This window comes from Streptomyces coerulescens, assembly GCF_042657965.1.
Taxonomy (GTDB): domain Bacteria; phylum Actinomycetota; class Actinomycetes; order Streptomycetales; family Streptomycetaceae; genus Streptomyces; species Streptomyces coerulescens.
Map to the genome: position 1 here is coordinate 79652 of NZ_JBHSKM010000050.1, position 22525 is coordinate 102176.

Genomic DNA, 22525 nt, shown 5'->3' on the forward strand with positions numbered 1-22525 from the left:
TCCCAGCCTCGGGTTCCAAGCGTCAGAACATCGGATAGATGGACGCGTCGTCCTTGGGTTTCCGCTTGCGCCGGAAGAGTCCGAACAGCTTGCGCAGCAGTGACATGGGGGCTCCCTTCAGGGGATCGAGTGCGATGTGGATCGAGTGCGATGTGGGTCGTCTGCGGGCGTGGTCAGGACAGGCCGAGGCCCGTGGCCAACAGCCGGGAGACGAGGTCGTAACCGTCGTCGGTGAAGTGCGCGCGGTCCACGAACAGCCACTGCCCGGGGGCCGCGGCCTGCGCCACCAGCGGGTTGAGATCCAGGAAGGCCACATCGCTCTTCGCGCACGCCTGCGCGATGCCCTCGGCGTAGCGGCGGCCGACCTCGGCGGGGGCGATGTCCCCGAAGAGCTGCCAGAAGGTGGACTCCTTGCGGTCCAGCTCCGCGAAGAGTTCCGTCTCCTCGGGCGCGGGTGCCTCGCGGACCCACGTGGCAAGTGGCTGCAGCGCAAAGGAGATCCGAGTGCCCGACGCGGCGGCCAGCAGCTTCCAGCGCTCCAGGTCGAGCGCGGTGCGTTCGACGGCGACCGCCAGGCGCTCATCGAGGCCGACCGGCGTCTCGTCGGCGGTCGGCGGCTGAGCGGCGGCCTTGCGTTCGCCCAGGCCGAAGCGGCCCGCGCGCCGGGGCTTGCGGTGCCGGGCGCGCAGTTCCTCCATCTGCTGGTAGTACTCGCCGGAGAAGAAGAACGCGCCGTAGTCGCCCTGCAACGACCGCGGGAGCCCGGCCAGCGCGAGGTTGTTCAGCCCGGACAGGATGACGATGTGGCCGACCGGGGGCAGCATCTCCCGGTGCAGCAGGTAGAGCATCATCTCCTGGGTGGAGCAGTAGCCGCGAACGCCGAGGTTCAGCCAGGGGGCCGAGGTCGCGTACCGCGTCCACAGCCGGGACGGGATCGCGGCGGCGTCGCTCGCGGCTCCCACGCCGAAGGCGGTGGAACTGCCGGCCAGCAGGTTGACCGGGCCCCCGGTCGGCGCGTCGACGACGGACGCGGTGCCGGCCGGTCCATGGGAGAGCCGGAATCCCAGGCGATCGGTGTTCACCACGTCGGACCGGTAGTCGGCGCGGTGGTGGTACATCAGATAGGGCACCCAGCGGGTCTCCCCACGGTCGACGAAGTCGTCGTACCGGGCCATCTGCGGGGTAAGCGCATAGCGCTTTGCGGTCACGAAAAGAGCTCCTGTCAGCGAGCGGTTGCCGGGGCCTGGGGGACGGTCAGTCTCCCCAGCCCAGATCGTCGTCGGACCGACCGAAGGCCGACGGGCCGCAGGACAGGGGGCACGGCATCGTCGAAGCCGGACATCGCCTGGTCAGAACCATGTGAACTCCACGTCTCCAAGGAACGGGTCACCGTAATGAGCCTGGACGACAACGCATTGGGGGTATACAGGCACGGGGTGTCGTGTCTGCGCCTGGCACGAATCCGCGGGGGGTGGGAAGGGCGTCGGCCCACAGTGCCACCGGCCCGGAGCGGTTCGCGGACACAGGGAACTCTCACCCGTGCATGCGATACTTGCCCGACACCTGGCGTCCTCCAACTCGACCTGGAACAGGGAGGATCAGGTCACTCGGGGTCTCGATCCGGCGCCCTTTCATGAGATCGGCCCGGTCGGCCCCCGACCGCCCGGTGTGGTTCTCACGCATGGCTTGGACACGGGGGTGTTTGGCGTGGAGATACCCGGCCTGCCCGACACTGGGGGACGGCCCACTCTGAGCGACGAGGCGCGGCTCGTCTACCAGTTCCTGGCCGAAGTCCAGGACGGTGCCTCGCCCGACGACGTACGCAGAGGGACGAATCTGTCCGCCGACCGTCTGGACCAGGCCGTCGACAGGCTGACGACCCTCAAGTTGCTGTGCGAGTCGTCGCAACGGGCAGGCACACTGCGGGCGCTCCCACCGGACAGCGCCAGAATGCAGCTGGTCTGGCCGATCGTCCGCGAACTGAACCGCCGCCGACGCGAAGTGGACGCCATCCGGGAAGTGTTCTCCGAGCTCTCGCAGGTCTACGAGAGCGCCTCCCTCCACGCTGCCAGGACCAGCCCCCTGGAAGTCGTCCGAGACCTCGACTCGGTACGGCGGACCATCACGCAGCTGGCCGCGGAGGCCGCCGAAGAGGTGATCACCGCGCAGCCGGGCGGAGCACGGTCGGCGGAGACCCTCAAGGAATCGCTGGAGCGCACTGACGAGTTACTCGGCCGAGGTGTCCGGCTGCGCACGCTCTACCAGCACCCCGCCCGGTTCAACACCGTCACCACGGAGTTCGTACGGCATGTCACCGCTCTGGGAGCGGAGGTCCGCACCCAGAGCGACGGATTCATGAGACTGCTGCTCTTCGACGGCGAAGTGGCGGTCACTTCCCTGCGTGACGACCGTTGCGGGGCGTTGATCGTGCGGGACCCGCACATGATCGACTTCATGCGAACCACGTTCGAACAGGCATGGAGCCGAGCCACCCCCTTCGCGCCCGAGTACGACCCCGCGATCGTCGACCGGACTCTGGACGACACCAAGACGGCGATCGCCCAGCTTCTGGTCGAGGGGCTCGAGGACAAGGTCATCGCGCGGCGGCTCGGCATCTCACTCCGTACCTGCCAGCGTCACATCTCCGACATCATGCGAAGGCTGGGCGCCAAGAACCGGCTGCACCTCGGCTACCTGCTGCACTCCCGCCGCATCCGCGAACGGGGCGTGGCTCCCCATACCTCCGCGGACACGGTCGGAGCGTCCTATGGAGACGTCGACTGAGTGAACGTGCCCCGGAGGTGGTGGCGAACGGTAACGGATCCGGCCGTTCGGTGACGATGATGCGAGGCCCGGTCGCAGTGCATTCCGCATCAGGTCGTCACCCCTGCGGGCCAGAGCCTCGGCGGGCGATTCGGCGGATCCGCAGCGCCTGGGCAACTTCACGTTTGGCGCGCATCTCCACCGATTACGGCGCTTGCGGCCTGGCTTGCCGTCTTTGGTGAGATCGAGCCATCTGATGGCGGGTTCAGTGGTGGTGTCATCGCGTCATCGATGAACTCGCCACGCCGGATGCCGACTTGTGAGCACACGGTTCCATCAAAAGGTCACAAACGGCGCCCTAACTTCCTCAACTAGCGCTTTATGGCAGAAATTGACCGTGCAGCGCGTTCCCGTGCGCCACTAGCGTCCTCAGGTGTACGCCCGAACCTTCGTGCCCTGATGCCCCATGGCACAGACCAGCCACCTCAACACGCTGACGTCACATGACGAAGGGAGGAACATGCGTAAACCCGCCACCGCGGCCGCATCGATTCTGGGAGCGCTCCTGCTTGCCGTCACCACGACGGGCACGGCTCACGCGGCGCCCGTCTCCGACGACGGCACCGATCGCGTCCCCAGCGACAGCGCCGACACACGGCTCACGTCCGTACCCAAGGGGGCGACAAAGGAATGTGTGGACACCGCACACCGCCGAGCCCTGCGGGCCTGGGCCTGTGTGGGTTCCGATCTGTACGCCAACGGCAAGGTCGAGCACCTGGCCAAGGGCAACAAGCCCCAGAAGCCGAGCCTCACCGTCGCTCCGAACGCCGACGACGACAGCTGGTGCGAACCCGTCGGTCTGTGCTCCCGGTTGGTCAATGACTACATCCGGGAGACCAAGGCGAACATCTGGTACGGCTACGGCTCCGAGAACGTCGGCACCTTCGACGCCGTCCTGCGCAACAACCTCAACGGACGCCAGCCGCGCCTCACGACGTCACTGATCCACGACGAGGGGCCGGCTCTGTACTTCCCTGACGTGCGGACCGTCTGCTGGGAGGAAGAATCCCTGTGGCCGGACAACGAGTGCGGCACCGACGTGATGGGCGGAGCATTCCTCTCGACACCGGGAGCGCGCTGGTCCAGCGGCGAGAAGCGCGGCGCCTGGCTCGAGAACTCCAACGAGTACTACCACGAGCTCGCCGCGAGCTGGGTACCCACGGGGCGTCCGCCATTGAGCGGCACGCTCTTCGAGACCCCGTACTTCAACTGCTACGGAACCTCGGACGACAACTGCTATTTTCCCGACGAGTGAGCAGTGACGAATGACGGGTGAGCAATACCGCCGTTCCTGGCGGGAGACCGATGCTCCCGGACCGCGCGGCACGATGAGCAGGACGAGGCGGGCGGGAACGTGCGGGAGCCGGTCATCCCGACGCGGCGGACGGGTGGCCGACCCTCGGTCGGCCGCCCGCCGTCACCAGGCGCGGCATCGCGAGTACGGAAGGGACCACAGTGCACCAACCGCCCTACACCTGGCCGGACTTCCCGCTCGCAGCCCCTCCGGATCCGCGCGCGCTGGCCATCGCCCCGGCGCCCGTCACCCTCCACCGCTCCGGCCGCCGCTACGAAAGAATCGGGGACTCCGGCTGGCACATGGTCGTCTGTTGGTACGCGGGCCCTGATCATGCGGTGCGCGTACGGGACCAACCGGACTGGCACACCGTCCGCACTCGCTTCGCCGCCCCCGACGCAGCCGATCGCACCCACGCCGAACCGCGCACCACGGACGACCAGGACATCATCGAGGAAGCCGTGAACAGCTATCTCGCGGAGGCCGGGATCCCGCCCCGTCCACGCGGCTTCACCTGGTTCATCGAGGTCCCCGCGCACCGCCCGCTGACCGCCCTGTGGCAGGACATCTCCCAGCGGGAGAGGCGCCTGCCGACACGGGCCCCCGGCGCCGACGAAATCGCCGCGGCCATCGCACCGGCCGTGACCCGCTTCTACGATCCCGACACCTACGCTGCCCTCGATTCCGGCCCGTTGTGACCTCCTGCGCAGGTGCCCAGCTGCGGCAGGACGGACCTGGCACGGCGGCGGCGTCGCCGCAACCCATCGGCTCAGGAGCCCTTCGCCGCCGGCTCCAGGATCGCCACGCACTCCACGTGATGCGTCATCGGAAACAGATCGAACGCCCGCAGCATCCGCACCCGATACCCCCCGTCCCGGAAGTACCCCAAGTCACGCGCCAGCGCCGCCGGGTCGCAGGCGACGTAGGCGATTCGGCGGGCGCCCAGTGACGCCAGGTGCTCGACCGTCTTCCGGCCCGCCCCCGCCCGCGGCGGGTCCAGGACGATCAGGTCGACCTCGGTGATGCCGGTGCGCGGCAGGACCGACTCGACCTTGCCCTGTTCGATGCGGACGCGCTCGAAGCCGGCCAGGTTGTGCCGGGCGTCCTCCACCGCGCGCTTGCCCGACTCGATGCCGAGGACGGCGCCCTTGTCGCCGAGGCGGTCGGCGAGGGCGCCGGCGAACAGCCCCACGCCGCAGTACAGGTCCAGCGCCATCTCGCCCTTGCGCGGCAGCAGGCCCTGCATGACCGCGGTCACCAGGGTGTCCGCGGCCTTCGGGTGGACCTGCCAGAAGCCGCCGCTGCCGACCCGGTAGGTACGGCCGTCCGCGCGCTCGCGGACGAAGGGGCGGCCGTGGACTCGGTGGGTGCCGCCGTCCTTCTCGCCGACCCGCATCACCGACACCGGGCGGTCCAGCTCCACGATCGGAAGCCGCGCGCCCGGCCGCGGCGTCAGGATCACCTGGCGGTCCTGCGAACCCGTCGCCGCGATCGCCTCCACCGACGCCATGCCGGTCCAGTCCCGCTTCTCGATGCCCAGTTCGCTGACGCCCTCGGCGGCGATCATGCAGTGGTCCACCGGCTCGACCTCGTGCGAGCGGTGCCTGCGCAGACCCGCACGGCCCTCGGCGTCGACGGCGTACTGCACGCGCGTGCGCCACTGCGGCACCTGTCCCGCGGGCAGCTTGTCGCCCTCGGCCGGCATCACCGTGCCGTCCCAGCCGACGTCCTGCGGCGTCAGTCCGGCGAGCCGCTGCAGCTGCTCGGCGACGACCTCGCCCTTCAGCCGGCGCTGGGCCCCCGGCTTGGCGTGCTGCCAGTCGCAGCCGCCGCAGCGGCCGGGGCCGGCGAAGGGGCAGGGTGCCTCGATGCGGTCCTTGGCGGCCGTGAGGATCTCCACGGCGTCCGCGCGCAGGAAGCGGTCGCCCTCCTCGCCCTCGGTCACCCGGGCCACCACCCGCTCGCCGGGCAGCGTGTGCCGTACGAACAGCACCTGGCCGGCGTCGGTGCGGGCGATGCAGTGCCCACCGTGGGCTACGGGGCCGATCTCGACCTCGTACTCCTCCCCCACCAGCGACTTCTTCTCTTCTGCCTGCATGGTGGGGTGACTCCAGATCGGGAAAGGGTACGGCCCGCAACCAGCCGTCTCCGGGGGGCCTGACAACAGCCCACCAGTCTACGTGCTCCCGGCCCCACGACCGCGCCCCGCCCGAGTCGGAGCCCCCGGCCCCACGACCGCCGCCCCGCCCGAGTCGGCGCCCCCGTCACTGACGGGCTTCGGTCTCCTTCGCCCGCTCCTGTGCCGGGCCCCGTCGCACCGCACCGGGCGCGTTCCACTCCCCGCGCTTGCGGGCGCGGACCTTCGCCGCCTCGGAGGACTGGAGCTGATAGGGCACCGAGGTGACCATGATGCCGGGCGTGAACAGCAGCCGGCCCTTCAGCCTCAGCGCGCTCTGGTTGTGCAGCAGATGCTCGTACCAGTGGCCGACCACGTACTCGGGGATGATCACCGAGACGGCATCGCGCGGAGACTCCTTCCGCAGGCTCTTCACGTACTCGATGATCGGCCGCGTGATCTCGCGGTAGGGCGAGTCGAGCACCTTCAGCGGTACCTCGATGCCCCGCCGCTCCCACTCCTCGCGCAGCGCCTTGGTCTCCGCCGGGTCGACGTTGACGCTGAGCGCCTCCAGGGTGTCCGAGCGCAGCAGCTTGGCGTAGGCCAGGGCGCGCAGCGCGGGCCGGTGGATCTTGGAGACCAGGACGACGGAGTGCACCCGGGAGGGCCGGACGCTGTCGTCGCTGGGGCCCTCGGGGGCGGAGAGTTCCTCGGAGACATGGTCGTAGTGGCGGCGGATGGCCGTCATCGTCACGTAGAAGATCACCATGCCGAGCAGGGCGACCCAGGCGCCGTGCGTGAACTTGGTGACCAGGACGACGACCAGGACGAGCCCGGTGAAGAAGGCACCGAAGGTGTTGATCGCGCGGGAGCGGACCATGTGACGCCGCTTGGCCTGGTCCTTCTCCGTGGCGAGCAGGCGGTTCCAGTGCCGGACCATGCCGATCTGGCTCAGCGTGAAGGACACGAACACACCGACGATGTAGAGCTGGATCAGGCGGGTGGAGTCGGCGCCGTAGATCCACACCAGGAGCGCTGCCGCGCCGGCGAGGAGCACGATGCCGTTGGAGAAGGCGAGCCGGTCGCCGCGGGTGTGCAGCTGGCGCGGCAGATAGCGGTCCTGGGCGAGGATCGAGCCGAGCACCGGGAAGCCGTTGTAGGCGGTGTTCGCGGCCAGGAACAGCACCAGGGCCGTAGCCGCCGCGAGCACGATGAAGAAGAAGCTGCCCTTGCCGAAGACGGCTTCCGCCACCTGGGTGATGACCGGGTTCTGGACATAGCCGGAGCCGACCGCGACACCGTCCTTGATCAGGTCCACGGCCGGGTTCTCGGCCATCCGGACCTTGGTCGCCATGGCGAGCCCGATGATGCCGCAGAACATGGTGACGGCCAGCAGGCCCATCATCGCCAGCGTGGTGGCGGCGTTCTTCGACTTGGGCTTGCGGAAGGCCGGGACGCCGTTGGAGATCGCCTCGACGCCGGTCAGCGCCGCACAGCCGGAGGAGAACGCGCGCAGGAGGAGGAAGACCATGGCGAAGCCCGCCAGCCCCTCGTGCTCCGGCTTGATCTCGTACGACGCCGTGGGTGCCCGCATGGTGTCGTCCAGGACGAGGCCGCGGAACGCACCCCAGGCGATCATGATGAAGACGCCCGTGACGAAGACGTACGTCGGGATGGCGAAGAGGCTGCCGGACTCCCGCACGCCACGCAGGTTCATCACCGTCAGCAGCAGGATCACCGCGGCCGCGCACTCGACCTTGTGCTCGACGACGAACGGGATCGCGGAACCGAGGTTCTCGATGCCGGAGGAGATGGAGACGGCGACGGTCAGGACGTAGTCGACCAGAAGCGCGCTCGCCACCGTCAGGCCCGCCTTGGGGCCGAGGTTGGTGGTCGCCACCTCGTAGTCGCCGCCACCGCTGGGGTAGGCGTGCACGTTCTGCCGGTAGGAGGCGACGACCGTGAACATCAGCACGACGACCGCGACCGCGATCCAGGGGCTGAAGTGGTAGGCCGACACGCCCGCGATGGAGAGGACCAGCAGCACTTCTCCGGGCGCGTACGCCACGGAGGACAGCGGGTCGGAGGCGAAGACGGGCAGCGCGATGCGCTTCGGCAGGAGCGTTTCCGCCAGCCGATCGCTGCGCAGCGCGCGCCCGATCAGAATCCGCTTGGGCACGTCGGTCAGTTTGGACACAACAGTGAATCGTAGGCCCCCGGCCTGGGGCGGAGCACATCCGGGTGAAATCGCGCACGGCGCGGGGGTGAATTCCGGGCCGGTCACGTGCCAGGCGCGGAGCCGGATGGCGTCCGCATGCCTCCATGACCTGCGTCGGTACGCTCATCACATCCGGGAGACCTCATGTCGCAGACGACAGCTGAGCTCGTCGGAGCCCTCGTCTCGCTGGCCGGACTCGGGGTCCTGGCGCTGGCCAGCGTCCGCAGCTTCAACCGCCGCTGAGGGCACGGAGGGACGCCCCGGTCGGCGTGTCGGTGCCGACGGCTACGGTGGGACCGAGGCACACGCGCGTCCACGATCCGTACCGCGAGGGATCATCCCGGGCATTCCCCGGCATGATGTTGCCCAGCGGTCCGCGACCGGCCCGCGCCCGTTGCCCGGCGAACCGAGAGAAGGTTATGAGCACCACGTTCACGCAAGTCAGACGCCTCACGAGGAGTGCGGGGTAAGCGCCGTGCACATCGTCATCATGGGTTGCGGAAGGGTGGGTTCCGCTCTGGCCCAGACCCTGGAGCAACAAGGGCACACGGTCGCGGTCATCGACCAGGACCCCACCGCGTTCCGCCGGCTGGGCCCCGGGTTCGGCGGCCGCCGCGTCACCGGCGTCGGCTTCGACCAGGACACCCTGCGCGAGGCCGGCATCGAGGAGGCGGGCGCCTTCGCCGCCGTCTCCAGCGGCGACAACTCCAACATCATCTCCGCCCGGGTGGCCCGCGAGATGTTCGGCGTGGAGAACGTCGCGGCCCGGATCTACGACCCGCGCCGCGCCGAGGTCTACCAGCGCCTGGGCATCCCCACCGTGGCCACGGTCCGCTGGACGGCGGACCAGATGCTGCGCCGTCTGCTGCCCTCGGGCGCCGAGCCGCTGTGGCGTGATCCCACCGGTGGCGTCCAGCTCGCCGAGGTGCACGCCTCCGCGGACTGGGTGGGCCACAAGATCAGCCGGCTCCAGGAGGAGACGGGCGTCCGCGTGGCGTTCCTGACCCGCCTCGGCGAGGCGATCCTGCCCAGTTCGCAGACGGTGCTGCAGGAGGGCGACCTGGTGCACGTCATGATGCGCGCCGACGAGGTCGACAAGGTCGAGGCGGCGTTCGCCAAGGGTCCCGAAGAGGAGGGCGGTCACTGATGAGGGTCGCCATTGCCGGTGCCGGCGCGGTGGGCCGCTCGATCGCGGGCGAACTGCTGGAGAACGGCCACGAGATCCTGCTGATCGACAAGGCGCCGACCGCCATCTCGGTCGAGCGGGTCCCGCAGGCGGAGTGGCTCCTTGCCGACGCCTGCGAGATCACGTCGCTGGACGAGGCGGCGCTCCAGCGCTGCAACGTGGTGATCGCGGCCACGGGTGACGACAAGGTCAACCTGGTCGTGTCCCTGCTGGCGAAGACGGAGTACGGCGTTCCGCGCGTCGTCGCCCGGGTGAACAACCCCAAGAACGAGTGGCTCTTCAACGAGTCGTGGGGCGTGGACGTGGCCGTCTCCACCCCGCGTCTGATGTCCGCCCTGGTCGAGGAGGCGGTGAGCGTCGGCGATCTGGTCCGCCTGCTCCGCTTCAGCCACGGCGACGCCAACCTCGTCGAGCTGACCCTCCCCGAGGAGTCGGCGCTGGCCGGCACCCAGGTCGGCGACGTCGAGTGGCCGCAGGACACGTCCCTGGTGACGATCATCCGCGGCACCCGCGTGCTCACCCCGTCCCGCGAGGACTCCCTGGAGGCGGGCGACGAGCTTCTCTTCGTGGCCGCCCAGGCCCGCGAGGAGCAGCTGGAGGACCTGCTGTCGGTCCGCCGCGAGGACACGGCGCGCTAGCCGCCCCGCGTGAGACATGAGGAAGGGCGCCCCGGGATTCCGGGGCGCCCTTCCTCACGCGTAACTACTCGGCCCGGCCGGCGGCGGCCTGGCGCTCCTTCTCGGCCTTCTCGGCCGCCTCCATCTCCGCGAACACGTCGATCGGCGCCGGAGCCTTCGCCAGGAACACCCAGGTCAGCCATACGGCCAGCAGGAACGGCGGGATCTTCAGGGTGACCAGCACCCAGCCGAACTGCGTCGTGTCGGCCCACCAGTACAGCGGGAAGAGGATCGCGCACTTGGCCAGCAGGATCAGGCCCCAGGCGTAACTGGCCTTCGCGTACGCCTTCTTGCGGCCGGGGTTGCGGGTGCGCCAGGAGAGGTTCTCCTTGAACACCGGACCCAGGATCAGGCCGATCAGCGGCACCCCGCACAGGGTCGTGATGATGTACGCGAGCGCCAGCCCCAGCGTGTAGAGCATGCCGGGCAGGTAGAAGTCCTTGGCGTTGCCGGTCATCATCGCGAACACGACACCGAAGGCGACGCCGAAGACGCCGCTGAAGGCGTGCTTGACGGTGTCGCGCCGCACCAGGCGCACGACCACCAGGATCAGCGACACCGCGAGGGCGGCGATGGCCGACAGGTGCAGATCCTTGTTGATCGTGTAGATGGTGACGAAGAGCAGGCCGGGCAGGACCGTCTCGATCATGCCGCGCATGCCGCCGAAGGCCTCGAAGAGCGCGGCCTCGGTCACCGCCCGGGAGTCGTGCTCGGCGTCTGCGGTGGTGTCTTCGGTCGGCTTGTCGAGCGACGTCACCGGCTACTCCCGTCCGAGGGGTCTCAGTTCGTATTTCGGGTTGAACAGCACACGGCGGCCCCGGCTCATGGAGACCCGGCCCGATGCGATCAGCCGGCGCCCGGGCTCTATGCCCACTATGGAGCGTCTGCCGAGCCACACCACGTCCAGGGCGGCGGAGCCGTCGAACAGCTCGGCCTCCAGGGCCGGGACTCCCGCACGCGGCCGCAGGGTGACCGTGCGCAAGGTACCAGTAACCGTCACGATCTGGCGGTCATGGCAGTCACAGATCTTGATGCAGCCGGTGGTCTCGGCGTCCTCACGCAGCTCCTCGGACTCCAGGTCCTCCTGCGACGAGGAGAGCCGGTCGAGCATGCGCCGGAACCGGCCCACCGACTTTTCGGAACGAGGAACAGCAGTCATGTCTTGAAGACTACCGGGCATCACTTCTCGAACCGATAGCCCATCCCAGGCTCCGTGACGAAGTGCTGGGGATGCGAGGGGTCCGCCTCCAGCTTCCGGCGCAGCTGGGCCATGTAGACCCGCAGGTAGTTCGTCTCCGTCCCGTACGACGGCCCCCACACCTCCTGCAGCAGCTGCTTCTGGCTGACCAGCCGGCCCGTGTTGCGGACCAGCACCTCCAGCAGATGCCACTCCGTGGGCGTGAGCCGTACGTCCTTCCCGCCGCGGTTGACCTTCTTCGCGGCGAGGTCGACGGTGAATTCCTCGGTCTCCACCATCACGTCGTCCTCGCCGCCCCCGGTGGGCTCGGCCCGGCGGACGGCGGCCCGCAGCCGGGCCAGCAGCTCGTCCATGCCGAAGGGCTTGGTGACGTAGTCGTCGGCGCCCGCGTCGAGGGCCTCGACCTTCTCGTCGGAGGAGTGCCGGGCGGACAGCACCAGGATCGGCACCCGGGTCCAGCCGCGCAGCCCGCGGATCACCTCGACGCCGTCCATGTCGGGCAGACCGAGGTCCAGGACGACCACGTCCGGGTGTCGGGTGGCGGCGAGTTCGAGGGCGGTGGCCCCGTCGTGGGCCGCGTCGACCTCGTACTTGCGGGCCTTGAGGTTGATCACGAGGGCGCGCACGATCTGCGGCTCGTCGTCGATCACCAGTACCCGGGTCATGTGGTCTGCCTTTCGGGTCGTACGGAGTGAACGGGCTCATCGGAGCGGGGGTGTCCCGTGGCGTGAGAGGGCTCGCCGGGGCCGGGTGGTTCCCCGGACCGCGCTCCCGCCGCCCTGAGGCTGAGCACCATGGTGAGGCCGCCGCCGGGGGTGTCCTCGGCGTGCAGGGTGCCGCCCATGGCCTCGGCGAAGCCGCGTGCGACGGCCAGGCCGAGCCCGACGCCGGCGCCGCGCGGGGCGTCGCCGTAGCGCTGGAAGGGGGCGAAGATGCGCTCCTTGGCCTCGTCCGGGACACCGGGCCCGCGGTCGACCACCCGGACCTCGACCCGGTCGGCGATGGCGCTGGCGGACACCAGGACCCGGCCGGCGTCCGGGCTGTACTTGACGGCGTTCTCGACCAGGTTGGCAACCGACCGCTCCAGCAGCCCGGGGTCCACGGCCACCATCGGCAGTGTCTCGGGGACGTCCAGGTCGACGCTGCCCTCGGGCACTCCGCCCAGTGCCATCGGCACCACCTCGTCGAGGTCGATCTCCCTGATCAGCGGGGTGACCGTGCCGGTCTGCAGGCGGGACATGTCGAGCAGGTTCCCGACCAGGTGGTCGAGCCGGTCGGCACCCTCCTCTATGCCTTCCAGCAGTTCGGCCTCGTCCTCCTCGGACCAGGCCACGTCGTCGGAGCGCAGCGAGGAGACGGCGGCCTTGATGCCGGCGAGGGGTGTGCGCAGGTCGTGGCTGACGGCGGCCAGCAGTGCCGTACGGATGCGGTTGCCCTCGGCCAGTTCCTTGGCCTGGTCGGCCTCCCGCTGGAGGCGCTGGCGGTCCAGTACGACGGCGGACTGCGCGGCGAAGGCGGCGAGGACGCGGCGGTCCTCGGCGGGCAGCACCCGGCCGGTCAGCGCGAGCGCCATGTGGTCGCCGACGGGGACGTCGACGTCCGCGTCCTCGGGCCGCACCGGTGCCTCTCCCGCGCCCACCCGGCCCGCGCAGGTCCACGGGTCGACGTCGCTCTCCCGTTCCAGCAGCGCCGCCGACTCCATGCCGAAGGTCTCGCGGACCCGCTCCAGCAGCTCCGTCAGGCCGGTCTCGCCGCGCAGCACGTTGCCGGCGAGGAAGGACAGGATCTCCGACTCGGCGCGCAGCCGGGCCGCCTGGTGGGTGCGCCTGGCCGCCAGATCGACCACGGAGGCGACCGCCACCGCCACGAAGATGAAGATCACCAGCGCCAGCAGGTTCTTCGGGTCGGCGATCGTGATGCGGCGCAGGGGTGGGGTGAAGAACCAGTTCAGCAGCAGCGAGCAGACCGCGGCCGAGGCCAGCGCGGGGTAGAGCCCGCCGAGCAGGGCCGCCGCCACCGTCAGGGTGAGGAACAGCAGCATGTCGTTCGCGAGCCCGAGGTCGGCGTCGATGTGGGTCAGCAGCAGGGTGAGCAGGACCGGGCCGCCGACGCCGACGAGCCAGCCGGCGAGGATCCGGGTACGGCCGAGGCGTGCGCCGCGGGCCACGGGCAGCCCGCGTCCCTTGGCGACCTCCTCGTGCGTGACGATGTGCACATCGAGGTCGGGGCCGGACTCGCGGGCCACCGTGACGCCGACGCCCGGTCCGAAGACGTACTGCCAGGTCTTGCGGCGCGAGGAGCCGAGCACTATCTGGGTGGCGTTCGCCCCGCGTGCGAAGGCCAGCAGCGCCGCCGGGATGTCGTCGCCGACGACATGGTGGAAGGTCCCGCCGAGGTCCTCGACGAGGGTGCGCTGGAGGGCCAGTTCCTTCGGTGAGGCGGACGTCAGCCCGTCGCTGCGGGCGATGTAGACGGCGAGCACCTCACCGCCGGCGCCCTTCTCGGCGAGCCGCGCGGCCCGGCGGATCAGCGTCCGGCCCTCCGGTCCGCCGGTCAGCCCCACGACGATCCGCTCCCGTGAGCCCCAGATCTTCGACACCCGGTGATCGCTGCGGTACTGCTTCAGATACTCGTCGACCCGGTCCGCCACCCACAGCAGCGCCAGCTCGCGGAGGGCGGTCAGGTTGCCGGGGCGGAAGTAGTTCGACAGGGCCGCGTCGACCTTGTCGGGCTGGTAGACGTTGCCGTGCGCCATGCGCCGCCGGAGCGCCTGGGGCGACATGTCGACGAGCTCGATCTGGTCGGCCCGGCGCACCACCTCGTCCGGCACGGTCTCCCGTTGCCGTACGCCGGTGATCGACTCCACGACGTCCCCGAGGGACTCCAGGTGCTGGATGTTGACCGTCGATATGACGTCGATGCCGGCCGCGAGGAGTTCCTCGACGTCCTGCCAGCGCTTGGCGTTGCGCGAGCCGGGGATGTTGGTGTGGGCGAGCTCGTCGACGAGGGCGACCTGCGGGCGCCGGGCCAGGACGGCGTCCACGTCCATCTCGGTGAAGGCGCTGCCCCGGTACTCCAGCCGTCGGCGCCGGATCTGCTCCAGGCCGTGCAGCATCACCTCGGTGCGCGGCCGGTCGTGGTGCTCCACGAAGGCGACCACACAGTCGGTGCCCCGCTCCACACGCCGGTGCGCCTCGGACAGCATGGCGTACGTCTTGCCGACGCCCGGTGCCGCACCGAGGTAGATCCGAAGCTTGCCGCGTCCCATGGTCCCCATTGTGTTCCGGTCATCGCTGCCTACGCAGCGTCGACCTTACGGCCAACAATCGAGACAAATGGGGCCGAGTGCCGCGGCGGGAGCGTCTTTGACGCAACTCTGACGCCCCGCCGCGGGTCAGGCGCCTCAGCTGGGGTTGTCGCCGTGGGTGAGGGTCTCCCACGCCACGAACAGGTTGTTGCTGCCGGCCGGGCGGCCGCGCTCGGTCAGCGTCTGGGTGTTGGTCATCGCGATGCCGAGGCGGTTGTGCAGGGCGTTGTATCCGACCTCGGTGATCGGGCCGAGGCCGAGCTTGAGGGAGCCGCCACAGAGCCAGCTCGGGGCGGCCGTACCCAGCTGGTACTTCGACTGGAACCCGAGCGCCTGCCGCAGCCGCTCGCCGACGTCGGTGCCATAGAGGTCCTGGCCCTGGATGCGGCTGGTCTCCGCGACGTGCGAGATCGCGGAGATGCCGTAGCCGGTGTGCGTGAAGTCGCGGCAGGTCTCCTGGGTGAGGCCGGTGACGAAGGTGCCCTGGCCCTGCCAGTACTTGACGATCTTGTCCCGGGTGTCGAGGTTCTGGCTCGGCACGGTCCTCGGCAGATCACCGTCGGAGGACAGATAGACGTAGGCCGCGGTGCGGGTGCGGAACTTCGCCATGGCCTTGTCGTACGACGCCTTGTCCTCCAGGAAGACGGAGATGCCGACGGCGGCCTCCATCATCGACAGCTCCCAGTTGCCGTTGGAGTTGGAGCCGTTGATGATCTCGGGCAGGTAGACGTTGCGGAGCATGGTGGCGAACCGTCCGGAGTTCGCCCAGCTCCCGGTGTACGTGTGCTTGATGATCTCGGCGGCCTTGGGCCAGGAGGAGCCGGCCCAGCCCGTCTGGAGCGGCGCGTTGCTGTTGGTGTGGTCCTTGATCACCGCGGACCAGGCGTCCATCAGCTCGATGGCCTTGCGCGCGTACCGCTCGTCCCGGGTGATGTACCAGGCGAGGGCGTCGGTGTAGGCCGCCATCGCGTCCTCGCGCTCGTCGGTGCAGCCGTAGTTCGGGTTGGAGTACGAGCCGCACTCGACGACCGCGCGCGGCTTGGGGGTGCGGTTCAGATCGGCGTACTTGCTCGCCCTCATCTGGTCGAAGGCGCCCTTCCAGGGCTGGGCGCCGGCGTTGACCTTGGAGCGCACGAAGTCCAGCTGGGACTTGGAGACGGTCACTCCGGGGTGGACGAAGGCGGCGGGCGCCGCATCGGCACGGTCGGCCTGCGGCCGCAGCAGCAGGGTGGACACCAGCGCGGTGGTCAGTACCGCGAACAGGGCGGTGCGACGGAATCTGCGTCGGTGACGTGCGGGAGCAGGTGACATGTGGGGGCCATCCGTTCTCGTACGTGAACAGTGAGCGTCCCTTTGAACACTCGCGATGGCCGCAGACGATAGGTACAGACCAATAGGCCGTCAAGGGTTCACGCAAAGGGTTCACGCACGAGAAAGGGCCGTACCCCCGACGGGGTACGGCCCTGATGTCCTTACGATGCTCAGCGGACCTCGGTGATCTCCGGTCCGCGCTGGAGCTGGCCCATGCCACCGGAGAAGCGGGATCCCGCCTCCTCCTGCTGCACGCCCTCGGGAACCATCTGGGCGTCGTTGGGCAGCTGCAGGACGATCGGGTCACGCGGGGCCATCGGACCCTCACCGCGGACCACGACCGTGTCCCGGAAGATCTGCTCGAGCAGACCGGCGGCCTGCGGCTGCACCGCGCCCTGGCCCGAGATCACACCGCGCAGGAACCAGCGGGGACCGTCCACACCGACGAACCGCACGACCTGGAAACCACCCGTGCCGTCCGGCAGTTGCACCGGTACCTGGGCCCGCAGCTCCCAGCCGAGCGGCCCCTCGACCTCGTCGATGATGCCACCCTGCTGAGTGATGCCGGAGCCGATCTCCTCGCGTACCTCACCCCAGATGCCCTCGCGCTTGGGCGCGGCGAAGGCCTGGAGCTGGATGGCGCTGTCGCGCAGCACGACCGTCGCCGCGACGATCGCGTCGCCCGCGACCTCCACGCGCAGTTCCATGCCGTCCACGCCCGGCACCAGCATGCCGCCCAGGTCCACCCGGCCCTCGGCGGGGTCACGGACCTCGGAGCTGTCCCAGGGCCCGTCGGGCCGCGGTTCCGGTTCGAGCCGTACACGCTCACGCGTGCCGTCGTCGTCCGCCTCAGAGTCGATGTCGACGACCTGCTCGGGCTCGCCGGCCGCGTCCTCGGCGGCACCCTTCTTGTTGCGACGTCCGAACACGTCACTGTCCTTCCCGGTCGGATACGACCGAAGCGTATCGATTCCCACCCGTAGTGCCGCCGTCGGCGGCCTGACCGCTTGTTTCGCTTGTATCGCCCACCGCGGCATGGCCGCCGGTGGACCCGAAGCCCCCCTCGGCCCGTGCCGAATCGGGAAGCTCCGCGACCTCCTGGAAGCGAACCCTCTCGACCTGCTGGACCACCAGTTGGGCAATCCGGTCGAAGCGCTCGAACCGCACGGGCTCGTGCGGGTCGAGATTCACCACGATCACCTTGATCTCCCCACGGTACCCGGCATCAACCGTCCCCGGGGCATTCACGAGGGCGACACCGAGGCGGGCGGCGAGACCTGAGCGCGGGTGCACGAAGGCCGCGTACCCCTCGGGGAGGGCGATCGACACCCCGGTGGGCAGGACGGCCCGCTCCCCCGGCTTCAGCTCCCGGCTCTCGGTGGTCCGCAGATCGGCTCCCGCGTCGCCGGGGTGCGCGTACGTCGGAAGCGGTACGTCCGCATCGACGCGCCGGATCAGCACGTTCAGGGGGTCGCGGCTCACGGGTTCACCTCGAAGGCACGGGCCCGCCGCACCTGGTCCGGGTCGTCCATGGCGGCCCGGATCTCCTCCGGACGGCCGTTGTCGATGAAGTGGTCGACCTTCACCTCGATGAAGAGGGCGTCGGCGCGGACGGCGACGGGCCCCTCGGGGCCGCCGATCCGCCCGGAGGCGGTGGAGTAGATCTTGCGACCCGCGACCGCCGTCACCTCGGCCTCCAGGTACAGCACCGTGCCGACCGGAACCGGCCGCACGAAGTCGGTCTCCAGCCGCCCGGTCACGGCGATGGTCCGCAGCAGCCAGTTGAGCGAGCCGAGGGTCTCGTCGAGCGCGGTGGCGAGAACACCGCCGTGCGCCAGTCCGGGCGCACCCTGATGGGCGGGCTGCACGGTGAACTCGGCGGTGATGCTCACACCGTCCCCGGCCCGCGCCTGAAGATGCAGCCCGTGGGGCTGCTCGCCGCCACAGCCGAAACACTCGCCGTAGTGCGCGCCGAGAAGCTCGCCGGGCGCGGGAGCATCCGCGTGCCGCACCGGTTTCACGGCGTCGGCCGGAGGCTGAAGAGCTGCTGAAGTACCTCTCACAGCCGCAGACCTTACCCGCGCGTCGGAATGTGTCGGACACCGTGCCAAGCTTGGCTTCATGCAGCTCTCCGCCGCCCCGTACGAAGAACGTCTCACCGCCCCCCGGTCCTGGTGGCTGATCTCGTTCCTGGTCGGGCTATCGCTGGCCCTGATCCTTCTGCCGTTCGGCACGCTCCCCATGCTCGCGGGCCTGGCGGGCGGTACCGCCGCGGCGGCGGTCGTGGCGAGTTCGTACGGCTCCATCCGCATCCGTGTGGTGGGCGACTCGCTGATCGCGGGCGAGGCGAAGCTTCCGGTGCGTGCACTGGGCGAGGCGCATGTCATGGACCCGGAGGAGGCGCGGGCCTGGCGTACCCACAAGGCCGACACCCGGGCCTTCCTGCTGCTGCGCGCGTACATCCCGACGGCGCTGCGCGTGGAGGTCGTCGACCCCGAGGACCCGACCCCGTACCTGTACCTGTCGACGCGTGAGCCGGAGCGGCTGGCGGAGGCGATCAGGGCGGCGAAGGCCGCGGCCTAGCACACCAGATCGGGCCGTCACCGGCCCGGTCAAGGTTTGTTCTCCCCGGGGCAAAATCTTCGTTCCGGGGCGCTCCGGGCCCTCAGTGGCCTCCGAGTTCCCTGCGCCAGTGGCTGCGCTCGGTGTCCCCCATCGGCAGCGGCTCCGCCGGCTTCTCCAGCGGCGGCAGCTCCAACTCCTGCCACGGCACCTGGACCTTGCGCAGGTCCGTACGGATGCGTGCCGCGAGTTTCTTGGTGTCCCGGCGGTTCATGGCCGCGCCCACGGCGGCGCCCACCAGGAAGGGCATCAGGTTCGGCAGATTGCGCACCATGCGCTTCATGATCTGCTGACGCAGTTCACGCTTCATCTGCCCGCCGAGAGCGGCGTTGACCGTCGAGGGCTTCGCGGGGTCGATGCCGCGTTCCTCGGTCCACGAGGACAGATACGCGGTGCTGCGCTCCCGGAGGTTTCCGGGCGGGCGTACGCCGTACACCTCGTGCAGTTCGGCGATCAGCTTCAGCTCGATGGCGGCCACGCCGGTGATCTCGGCGGCCAGTTCGGTCGGCATCGCGGGCGGCACGGGCAGCATCGCCGCCGCGCCCACTCCGGCCCCGACCGTCGAGCTCGCGTTGGCCGCGCCCGCCACGAGCTTGTCGGCGATCTGCTCGGGCCCGAGGCCCGGGAACTGCCGCCGCAGCGTGGCGAGGTCACGTACGGGGATACGCGGGGCGTTCTCGATGATCCGGTCGGCCAGGTACCCAAGGCCCGCTCTGGCGCGGCTGCCGCCCCTACGGACGCCTTCCCTGGCCCTTTCCCGGACGACCGCGACCCGCCGCCGGGCGACGGGCGCGGGAATCTCGGCCGGTGCCGGGAGGTCAGCCCCGGACATCGGTTCGAGCGAGGCTCCCGTCCCGGATGAGCCCCGCTCGTCGTCACGCGCGCCGTACGGGCCGTCGGACGGCCCCGAGTCCGCTTCCCGTTTGCGGAAGCGGCGCTTCCGAGGAGGGGTCGAGCCAGTCATGCCCGACCCGTCCTCAGTCGCAGTCGCGGCAGATCGGCTGACCGTTCTTCTCCCGGGCCAGCTGGCTGCGGTGGTGCACCAGGAAGCAGCTCATGCAGGTGAACTCGTCCTGCTGCTTCGGCAGCACCCGGACGGCCAGCTCCTCGTTCGAGAGGTCCGCTCCGGGCAGCTCCAGGCCCTCGGCGGCCTCGAACTCGTCGACGTCCACAGCGGATGTCGACTTGTCGTTCCGCCGTGCCTTCAGCTCTTCAAGGCTGTCCGAGTCGACGTCGTCGTCGGTCTTGCGTGGGGTGTCGTAATCCGTTGCCATGTCGCTCTCCCCCTCTGGGTGTCTGCGGTGTCTCCAGCGCACGTAACGCGTGAGAGGCCGGACTTGTGCCCGACCCGAGGCGGAGATTTTGCCTCACATCAAGGTCTGTTACTCAATCGACACCCAACCGGACTCCTCAAGAGTGATCGGCTTGGATGGCGAACGGGACCGTACACGGTCCTAATGCCGCAGTTCAAAGGCGTCTCACCCTGTACTTCCCGTGATCAAGACCCTCGAAAACCCGGATTTTCCCGGCTTTCCGACAGGTCACATGATCACGGAGAGTAGATGGCCGGAAATTCGCCCTTGTGATCGATCACACACGGTTCCGCTCGCCGTGCGCCCAGAAAATTCCGCGCAAAGCGAACATCCCCGTGCCAGCGGCGTGTGTCGGCGCACATGCTCTCAGACCGGCAGGGTGACTCGCATCACGAGCCCGCCACCCTCACGCGGCTGCGCCGAGATATGGCCACCGTGTGCCCGCACCACCGATCGCACGATCGACAGGCCCAGGCCCACACCCTTGTCACTGCCGGTGCGCTCCGTCCGAAGCCGTCTGAACGGCTCGAAGAGGTTGTCGACCTCGTACGCCGGCACCACCGGCCCGGTGTTGGACACCACCAGGACGGCCTGTCCGTGCTCGACGTCGGTGGTGACCTCGACCCAGCCGTCCTCCGGCACGTTGTACCGGACGGCGTTCTGCACCAGGTTCAGGGCGATGCGCTCCAGCAGGACGCCGTTGCCCTGGACCACCGCGGGTTTCTGCTCGCCGCGGATCACCACGCCCTTGGCCTCCGCCTCGGCGTGCACCTGGTCGACCGCCTGCTCGGCGACCTCGGCGAGGTCGACCGGTTTGCGCTCGACGATCTGGTTGTCGCTGCGGGCGAGCAGCAGCAGGCCCTCCACGAGCTGCTCACTGCGTTCGTTGGTGGCCAGCAGCGTCTTGCCGAGCTGCTGGAGCTCCACCGGTGCGGTCGGGTCCGACAGATGCACCTCCAGCAGCGTGCGGTTGATCGCCAGCGGGGTGCGCAGCTCGTGCGAGGCGTTGCCGACGAAGCGCTGCTGGGCGGTGAAGGCGCGCTGCAGCCGCTCCAGCATCTCGTCGAAGGTGTCGGCCAGCTCCTTCAGCTCGTCGTCCGGGCCGTCCAGCTCGATCCGGCGGGACAGGTCCGAGCCGGCCACCGCGCGGGCGGTGCGGGTGATCCGGCCCAGCGGCGACAGGACACGGCCGGCCATCGCGTAGCCGAAGGCGAAGGCGATGATCGCGAGGCCGAGCAGGGCGAGCAGGGACCGGCTCAGGAGATCGTCCAGGGCGACCCGGCGCTGCGCGTCGATGCAGTGACTGACCGCTTCGTTGAACTGCGGGTAGGTGAGGTTGGTGGCGTTGTTTATCGCCTGGCAGTTGTCGCTGGTGACCCTGAGCTGGTCGCCGTCCACGATCTTGAACAGCGGTTCGTTGCCGGTGTTGATCGCCTGCGCGGCCAGCAGATAGATGATCGACAGCAGCAGGATGCCGGCGATCAGGAACATGCCGCCGTACAGCAGCGTGAGCCTTATCCGGATCGTCGGGCGCAGCCACGGGAAGGGCGGCTCCGACCTGCGGGGGTCCCAGGTGGGTTTCGGGGGCGCCTGGGGCGGCGCGGGGGTGGCGGCCACGGCGGATCAGATCCGGTAGCCGGAACCCGGGACGGTCACGATGACCGGCGGCTCGCCCAGCTTGCGGCGCAGTGTCATGACGGTCACCCGCACCACGTTCGTGAACGGATCGGTGTTCTCGTCCCAGGCCTTCTCCAGGAGCTGCTCGGCGGAGACGACCGCGCCCTCGCTGCGCATCAGCACCTCCAGCACGGCGAACTCCTTCGGCGCGAGCTGTACCTCCTTGCCGTCACGGAAGACCTCGCGGCGGTTGGGGTCCAGCTTGATGCCGGCGCGCTCCAGGACGGGCGGCAGCGGCACGCTGGTGCGGCGGCCGAGCGCACGCACGCGTGCCGTCAGCTCGCTGAAGGCGAAGGGCTTGGGAAGGTAGTCGTCGGCGCCGATCTCCAGTCCCTCGACCCGGTCGCTGACATCGCCGGAGGCCGTCAGCATCAGCACCCGGGTGGGCATGCCGAGTTCGACGATCTTGCGGCAGACGTCGTCACCGTGCACCAGCGGGAGGTCGCGGTCGAGGACGACCACGTCGTAGTCGTTGACGCCGATGCGCTCCAGGGCGGCCGCACCGTCGTACACGACGTCGACGGCCATGGCCTCCCGGCGCAGTCCGGTGGCCACCGCATCGGCGAGCAGCTGCTCGTCCTCGACGACGAGTACGCGCACGTCGCTTGTCCTTCCTGTGTCCACCCGCGTAGCGGTTGTGTCGCGCGCGGGCAGGTGTGTTTGTCGGGTCTCTTGGCCTCCATCCTGCCCTTTTCGGCCATAAGTCGGCGGTAAGACGGGTGAGCGGAGCATGCAGGACAGGTGTGAGGCCCGGGAATGCGAGATTTTCTCTTCCGGTTGAGG

Annotated in this window: 21 protein-coding genes; 6 read left to right on the plus strand and 15 right to left on the minus strand. The window is 69.5% G+C overall.

Features of this window, described 5'->3' with window-relative positions:
* Positions 1-173: 173 nt before the first annotated feature.
* On the minus strand, positions 174-1208 hold the full coding sequence (locus ACFPQ9_RS42655; RefSeq protein ID WP_380865407.1) for an SGNH/GDSL hydrolase family protein: 1035 nt from the start codon (positions 1206-1208) through the stop codon (positions 174-176).
* 499 nt (positions 1209-1707) lie between these two features.
* On the opposite strand from ACFPQ9_RS42655, the gene ACFPQ9_RS42660 reads away from it, so the two are divergent.
* From ACFPQ9_RS42660 to ACFPQ9_RS42670, 3 genes are all read left to right on the plus strand, one after another.
* Positions 1708-2784 (plus strand): LuxR C-terminal-related transcriptional regulator, encoded by a 1077-nt coding sequence (locus ACFPQ9_RS42660; RefSeq protein ID WP_380865409.1) that lies wholly within the window; start codon positions 1708-1710, stop codon positions 2782-2784.
* A 499-nt stretch (positions 2785-3283) separates the two neighbouring features.
* Positions 3284-4078 carry a hypothetical protein gene (locus ACFPQ9_RS42665; protein WP_380865412.1) on the plus strand — a complete coding sequence of 265 codons (795 nt, stop codon included), beginning with the start codon at positions 3284-3286 and terminating at the stop codon, positions 4076-4078.
* Positions 4079-4278: 200 nt separating this feature from the next.
* On the plus strand, positions 4279-4815 hold the full coding sequence (locus ACFPQ9_RS42670; RefSeq protein WP_380865414.1) for a DUF5956 family protein: 537 nt from the start codon (positions 4279-4281) through the stop codon (positions 4813-4815).
* A 71-nt stretch (positions 4816-4886) separates the two neighbouring features.
* On the opposite strand, the gene ACFPQ9_RS42675 is transcribed toward ACFPQ9_RS42670, so the two are convergent.
* Both ACFPQ9_RS42675 and ACFPQ9_RS42680 read right to left on the minus strand, forming a co-directional pair.
* Entirely contained in the window at positions 4887-6215 is a 1329-nt protein-coding gene (locus tag ACFPQ9_RS42675) for a class I SAM-dependent RNA methyltransferase (RefSeq protein ID WP_380865416.1), read from the minus strand.
* A 166-nt stretch (positions 6216-6381) separates the two neighbouring features.
* Positions 6382-8430 (minus strand): APC family permease, encoded by a 2049-nt coding sequence (locus ACFPQ9_RS42680; protein WP_380865419.1) that lies wholly within the window; start codon positions 8428-8430, stop codon positions 6382-6384.
* A gap of 496 nt (positions 8431-8926) precedes the next feature.
* On the opposite strand from ACFPQ9_RS42680, the gene ACFPQ9_RS42685 reads away from it, so the two are divergent.
* The gene (locus ACFPQ9_RS42685; protein WP_380865421.1) at positions 8927-9598 is read left to right on the plus strand and encodes a potassium channel family protein; all 672 of its coding nucleotides are present in this window, start codon (positions 8927-8929) and stop codon (positions 9596-9598) included.
* The gene (locus tag ACFPQ9_RS42690) at positions 9598-10275 is read left to right on the plus strand and encodes a potassium channel family protein (RefSeq protein ID WP_380865424.1); all 678 of its coding nucleotides are present in this window, start codon (positions 9598-9600) and stop codon (positions 10273-10275) included. The genes ACFPQ9_RS42685 and ACFPQ9_RS42690 overlap by 1 nt, the downstream gene beginning before the upstream one ends.
* A gap of 64 nt (positions 10276-10339) precedes the next feature.
* Here the strand turns inward: ACFPQ9_RS42690 and ACFPQ9_RS42695 are convergent, their stop codons facing one another.
* The 8 genes from ACFPQ9_RS42695 to ACFPQ9_RS42730 all read right to left on the minus strand — a co-directional run bounded on the left by ACFPQ9_RS42695 (position 10340) and on the right by ACFPQ9_RS42730 (position 18193).
* A complete protein-coding gene (locus tag ACFPQ9_RS42695; protein WP_380865427.1) occupies positions 10340-11071 on the minus strand; it encodes a DUF3159 domain-containing protein in 732 nt (243 codons plus the stop codon).
* A gap of 3 nt (positions 11072-11074) precedes the next feature.
* Complete coding sequence (locus ACFPQ9_RS42700; RefSeq protein ID WP_380865429.1) at positions 11075-11473, minus strand: OB-fold nucleic acid binding domain-containing protein; 399 nt, start codon at positions 11471-11473, stop codon at positions 11075-11077.
* A 20-nt stretch (positions 11474-11493) separates the two neighbouring features.
* Positions 11494-12177: a response regulator gene (locus ACFPQ9_RS42705; RefSeq protein WP_380865432.1), complete on the minus strand. Its 684-nt coding sequence runs from the start codon at positions 12175-12177 to the stop codon at positions 11494-11496.
* Positions 12174-14780, minus strand: a complete 2607-nt coding sequence (locus tag ACFPQ9_RS42710) for a DUF4118 domain-containing protein (RefSeq protein WP_380865435.1) — start codon at positions 14778-14780, stop codon at positions 12174-12176. Before ACFPQ9_RS42710 ends, ACFPQ9_RS42705 begins: the two co-directional genes overlap by 4 nt.
* 135 nt (positions 14781-14915) lie before the next feature.
* Positions 14916-16130 (minus strand): alginate lyase family protein, encoded by a 1215-nt coding sequence (locus tag ACFPQ9_RS42715; RefSeq protein ID WP_380865437.1) that lies wholly within the window; start codon positions 16128-16130, stop codon positions 14916-14918.
* 170 nt (positions 16131-16300) lie between these two features.
* Positions 16301-17059: a DUF3710 domain-containing protein gene (locus ACFPQ9_RS42720; protein ID WP_380865439.1), complete on the minus strand. Its 759-nt coding sequence runs from the start codon at positions 17057-17059 to the stop codon at positions 16301-16303.
* A 1-nt stretch (position 17060) separates the two neighbouring features.
* Complete coding sequence (gene dut / locus ACFPQ9_RS42725; RefSeq protein WP_380865441.1) at positions 17061-17612, minus strand: dUTP diphosphatase; 552 nt, start codon at positions 17610-17612, stop codon at positions 17061-17063.
* Entirely contained in the window at positions 17609-18193 is a 585-nt protein-coding gene (locus ACFPQ9_RS42730) for a PaaI family thioesterase (RefSeq protein ID WP_380865443.1), read from the minus strand. The genes dut and ACFPQ9_RS42730 overlap by 4 nt, the downstream gene beginning before the upstream one ends.
* 58 nt (positions 18194-18251) lie before the next feature.
* Here ACFPQ9_RS42730 and ACFPQ9_RS42735 point away from each other — a divergent pair, with 58 nt between their 5' ends.
* Complete coding sequence (locus ACFPQ9_RS42735) at positions 18252-18713, plus strand: DUF3093 domain-containing protein (protein WP_380865446.1); 462 nt, start codon at positions 18252-18254, stop codon at positions 18711-18713.
* A gap of 82 nt (positions 18714-18795) precedes the next feature.
* Here ACFPQ9_RS42735 and ACFPQ9_RS42740 read toward each other — a convergent pair whose 3' ends face one another.
* The 4 genes from ACFPQ9_RS42740 to ACFPQ9_RS42755 all read right to left on the minus strand — a co-directional run bounded on the left by ACFPQ9_RS42740 (position 18796) and on the right by ACFPQ9_RS42755 (position 22342).
* Positions 18796-19716: a hypothetical protein gene (locus ACFPQ9_RS42740; RefSeq protein ID WP_380865448.1), complete on the minus strand. Its 921-nt coding sequence runs from the start codon at positions 19714-19716 to the stop codon at positions 18796-18798.
* A 13-nt stretch (positions 19717-19729) separates the two neighbouring features.
* Complete coding sequence (locus ACFPQ9_RS42745; protein ID WP_005481602.1) at positions 19730-20026, minus strand: DUF4193 domain-containing protein; 297 nt, start codon at positions 20024-20026, stop codon at positions 19730-19732.
* 405 nt (positions 20027-20431) lie between these two features.
* Positions 20432-21682 carry a sensor histidine kinase gene (locus tag ACFPQ9_RS42750; protein WP_380865457.1) on the minus strand — a complete coding sequence of 417 codons (1251 nt, stop codon included), beginning with the start codon at positions 21680-21682 and terminating at the stop codon, positions 20432-20434.
* A gap of 6 nt (positions 21683-21688) precedes the next feature.
* Positions 21689-22342 (minus strand): response regulator transcription factor, encoded by a 654-nt coding sequence (locus ACFPQ9_RS42755; RefSeq protein ID WP_007385219.1) that lies wholly within the window; start codon positions 22340-22342, stop codon positions 21689-21691.
* Between the last annotated feature and the right edge of the window lie 183 nt (positions 22343-22525).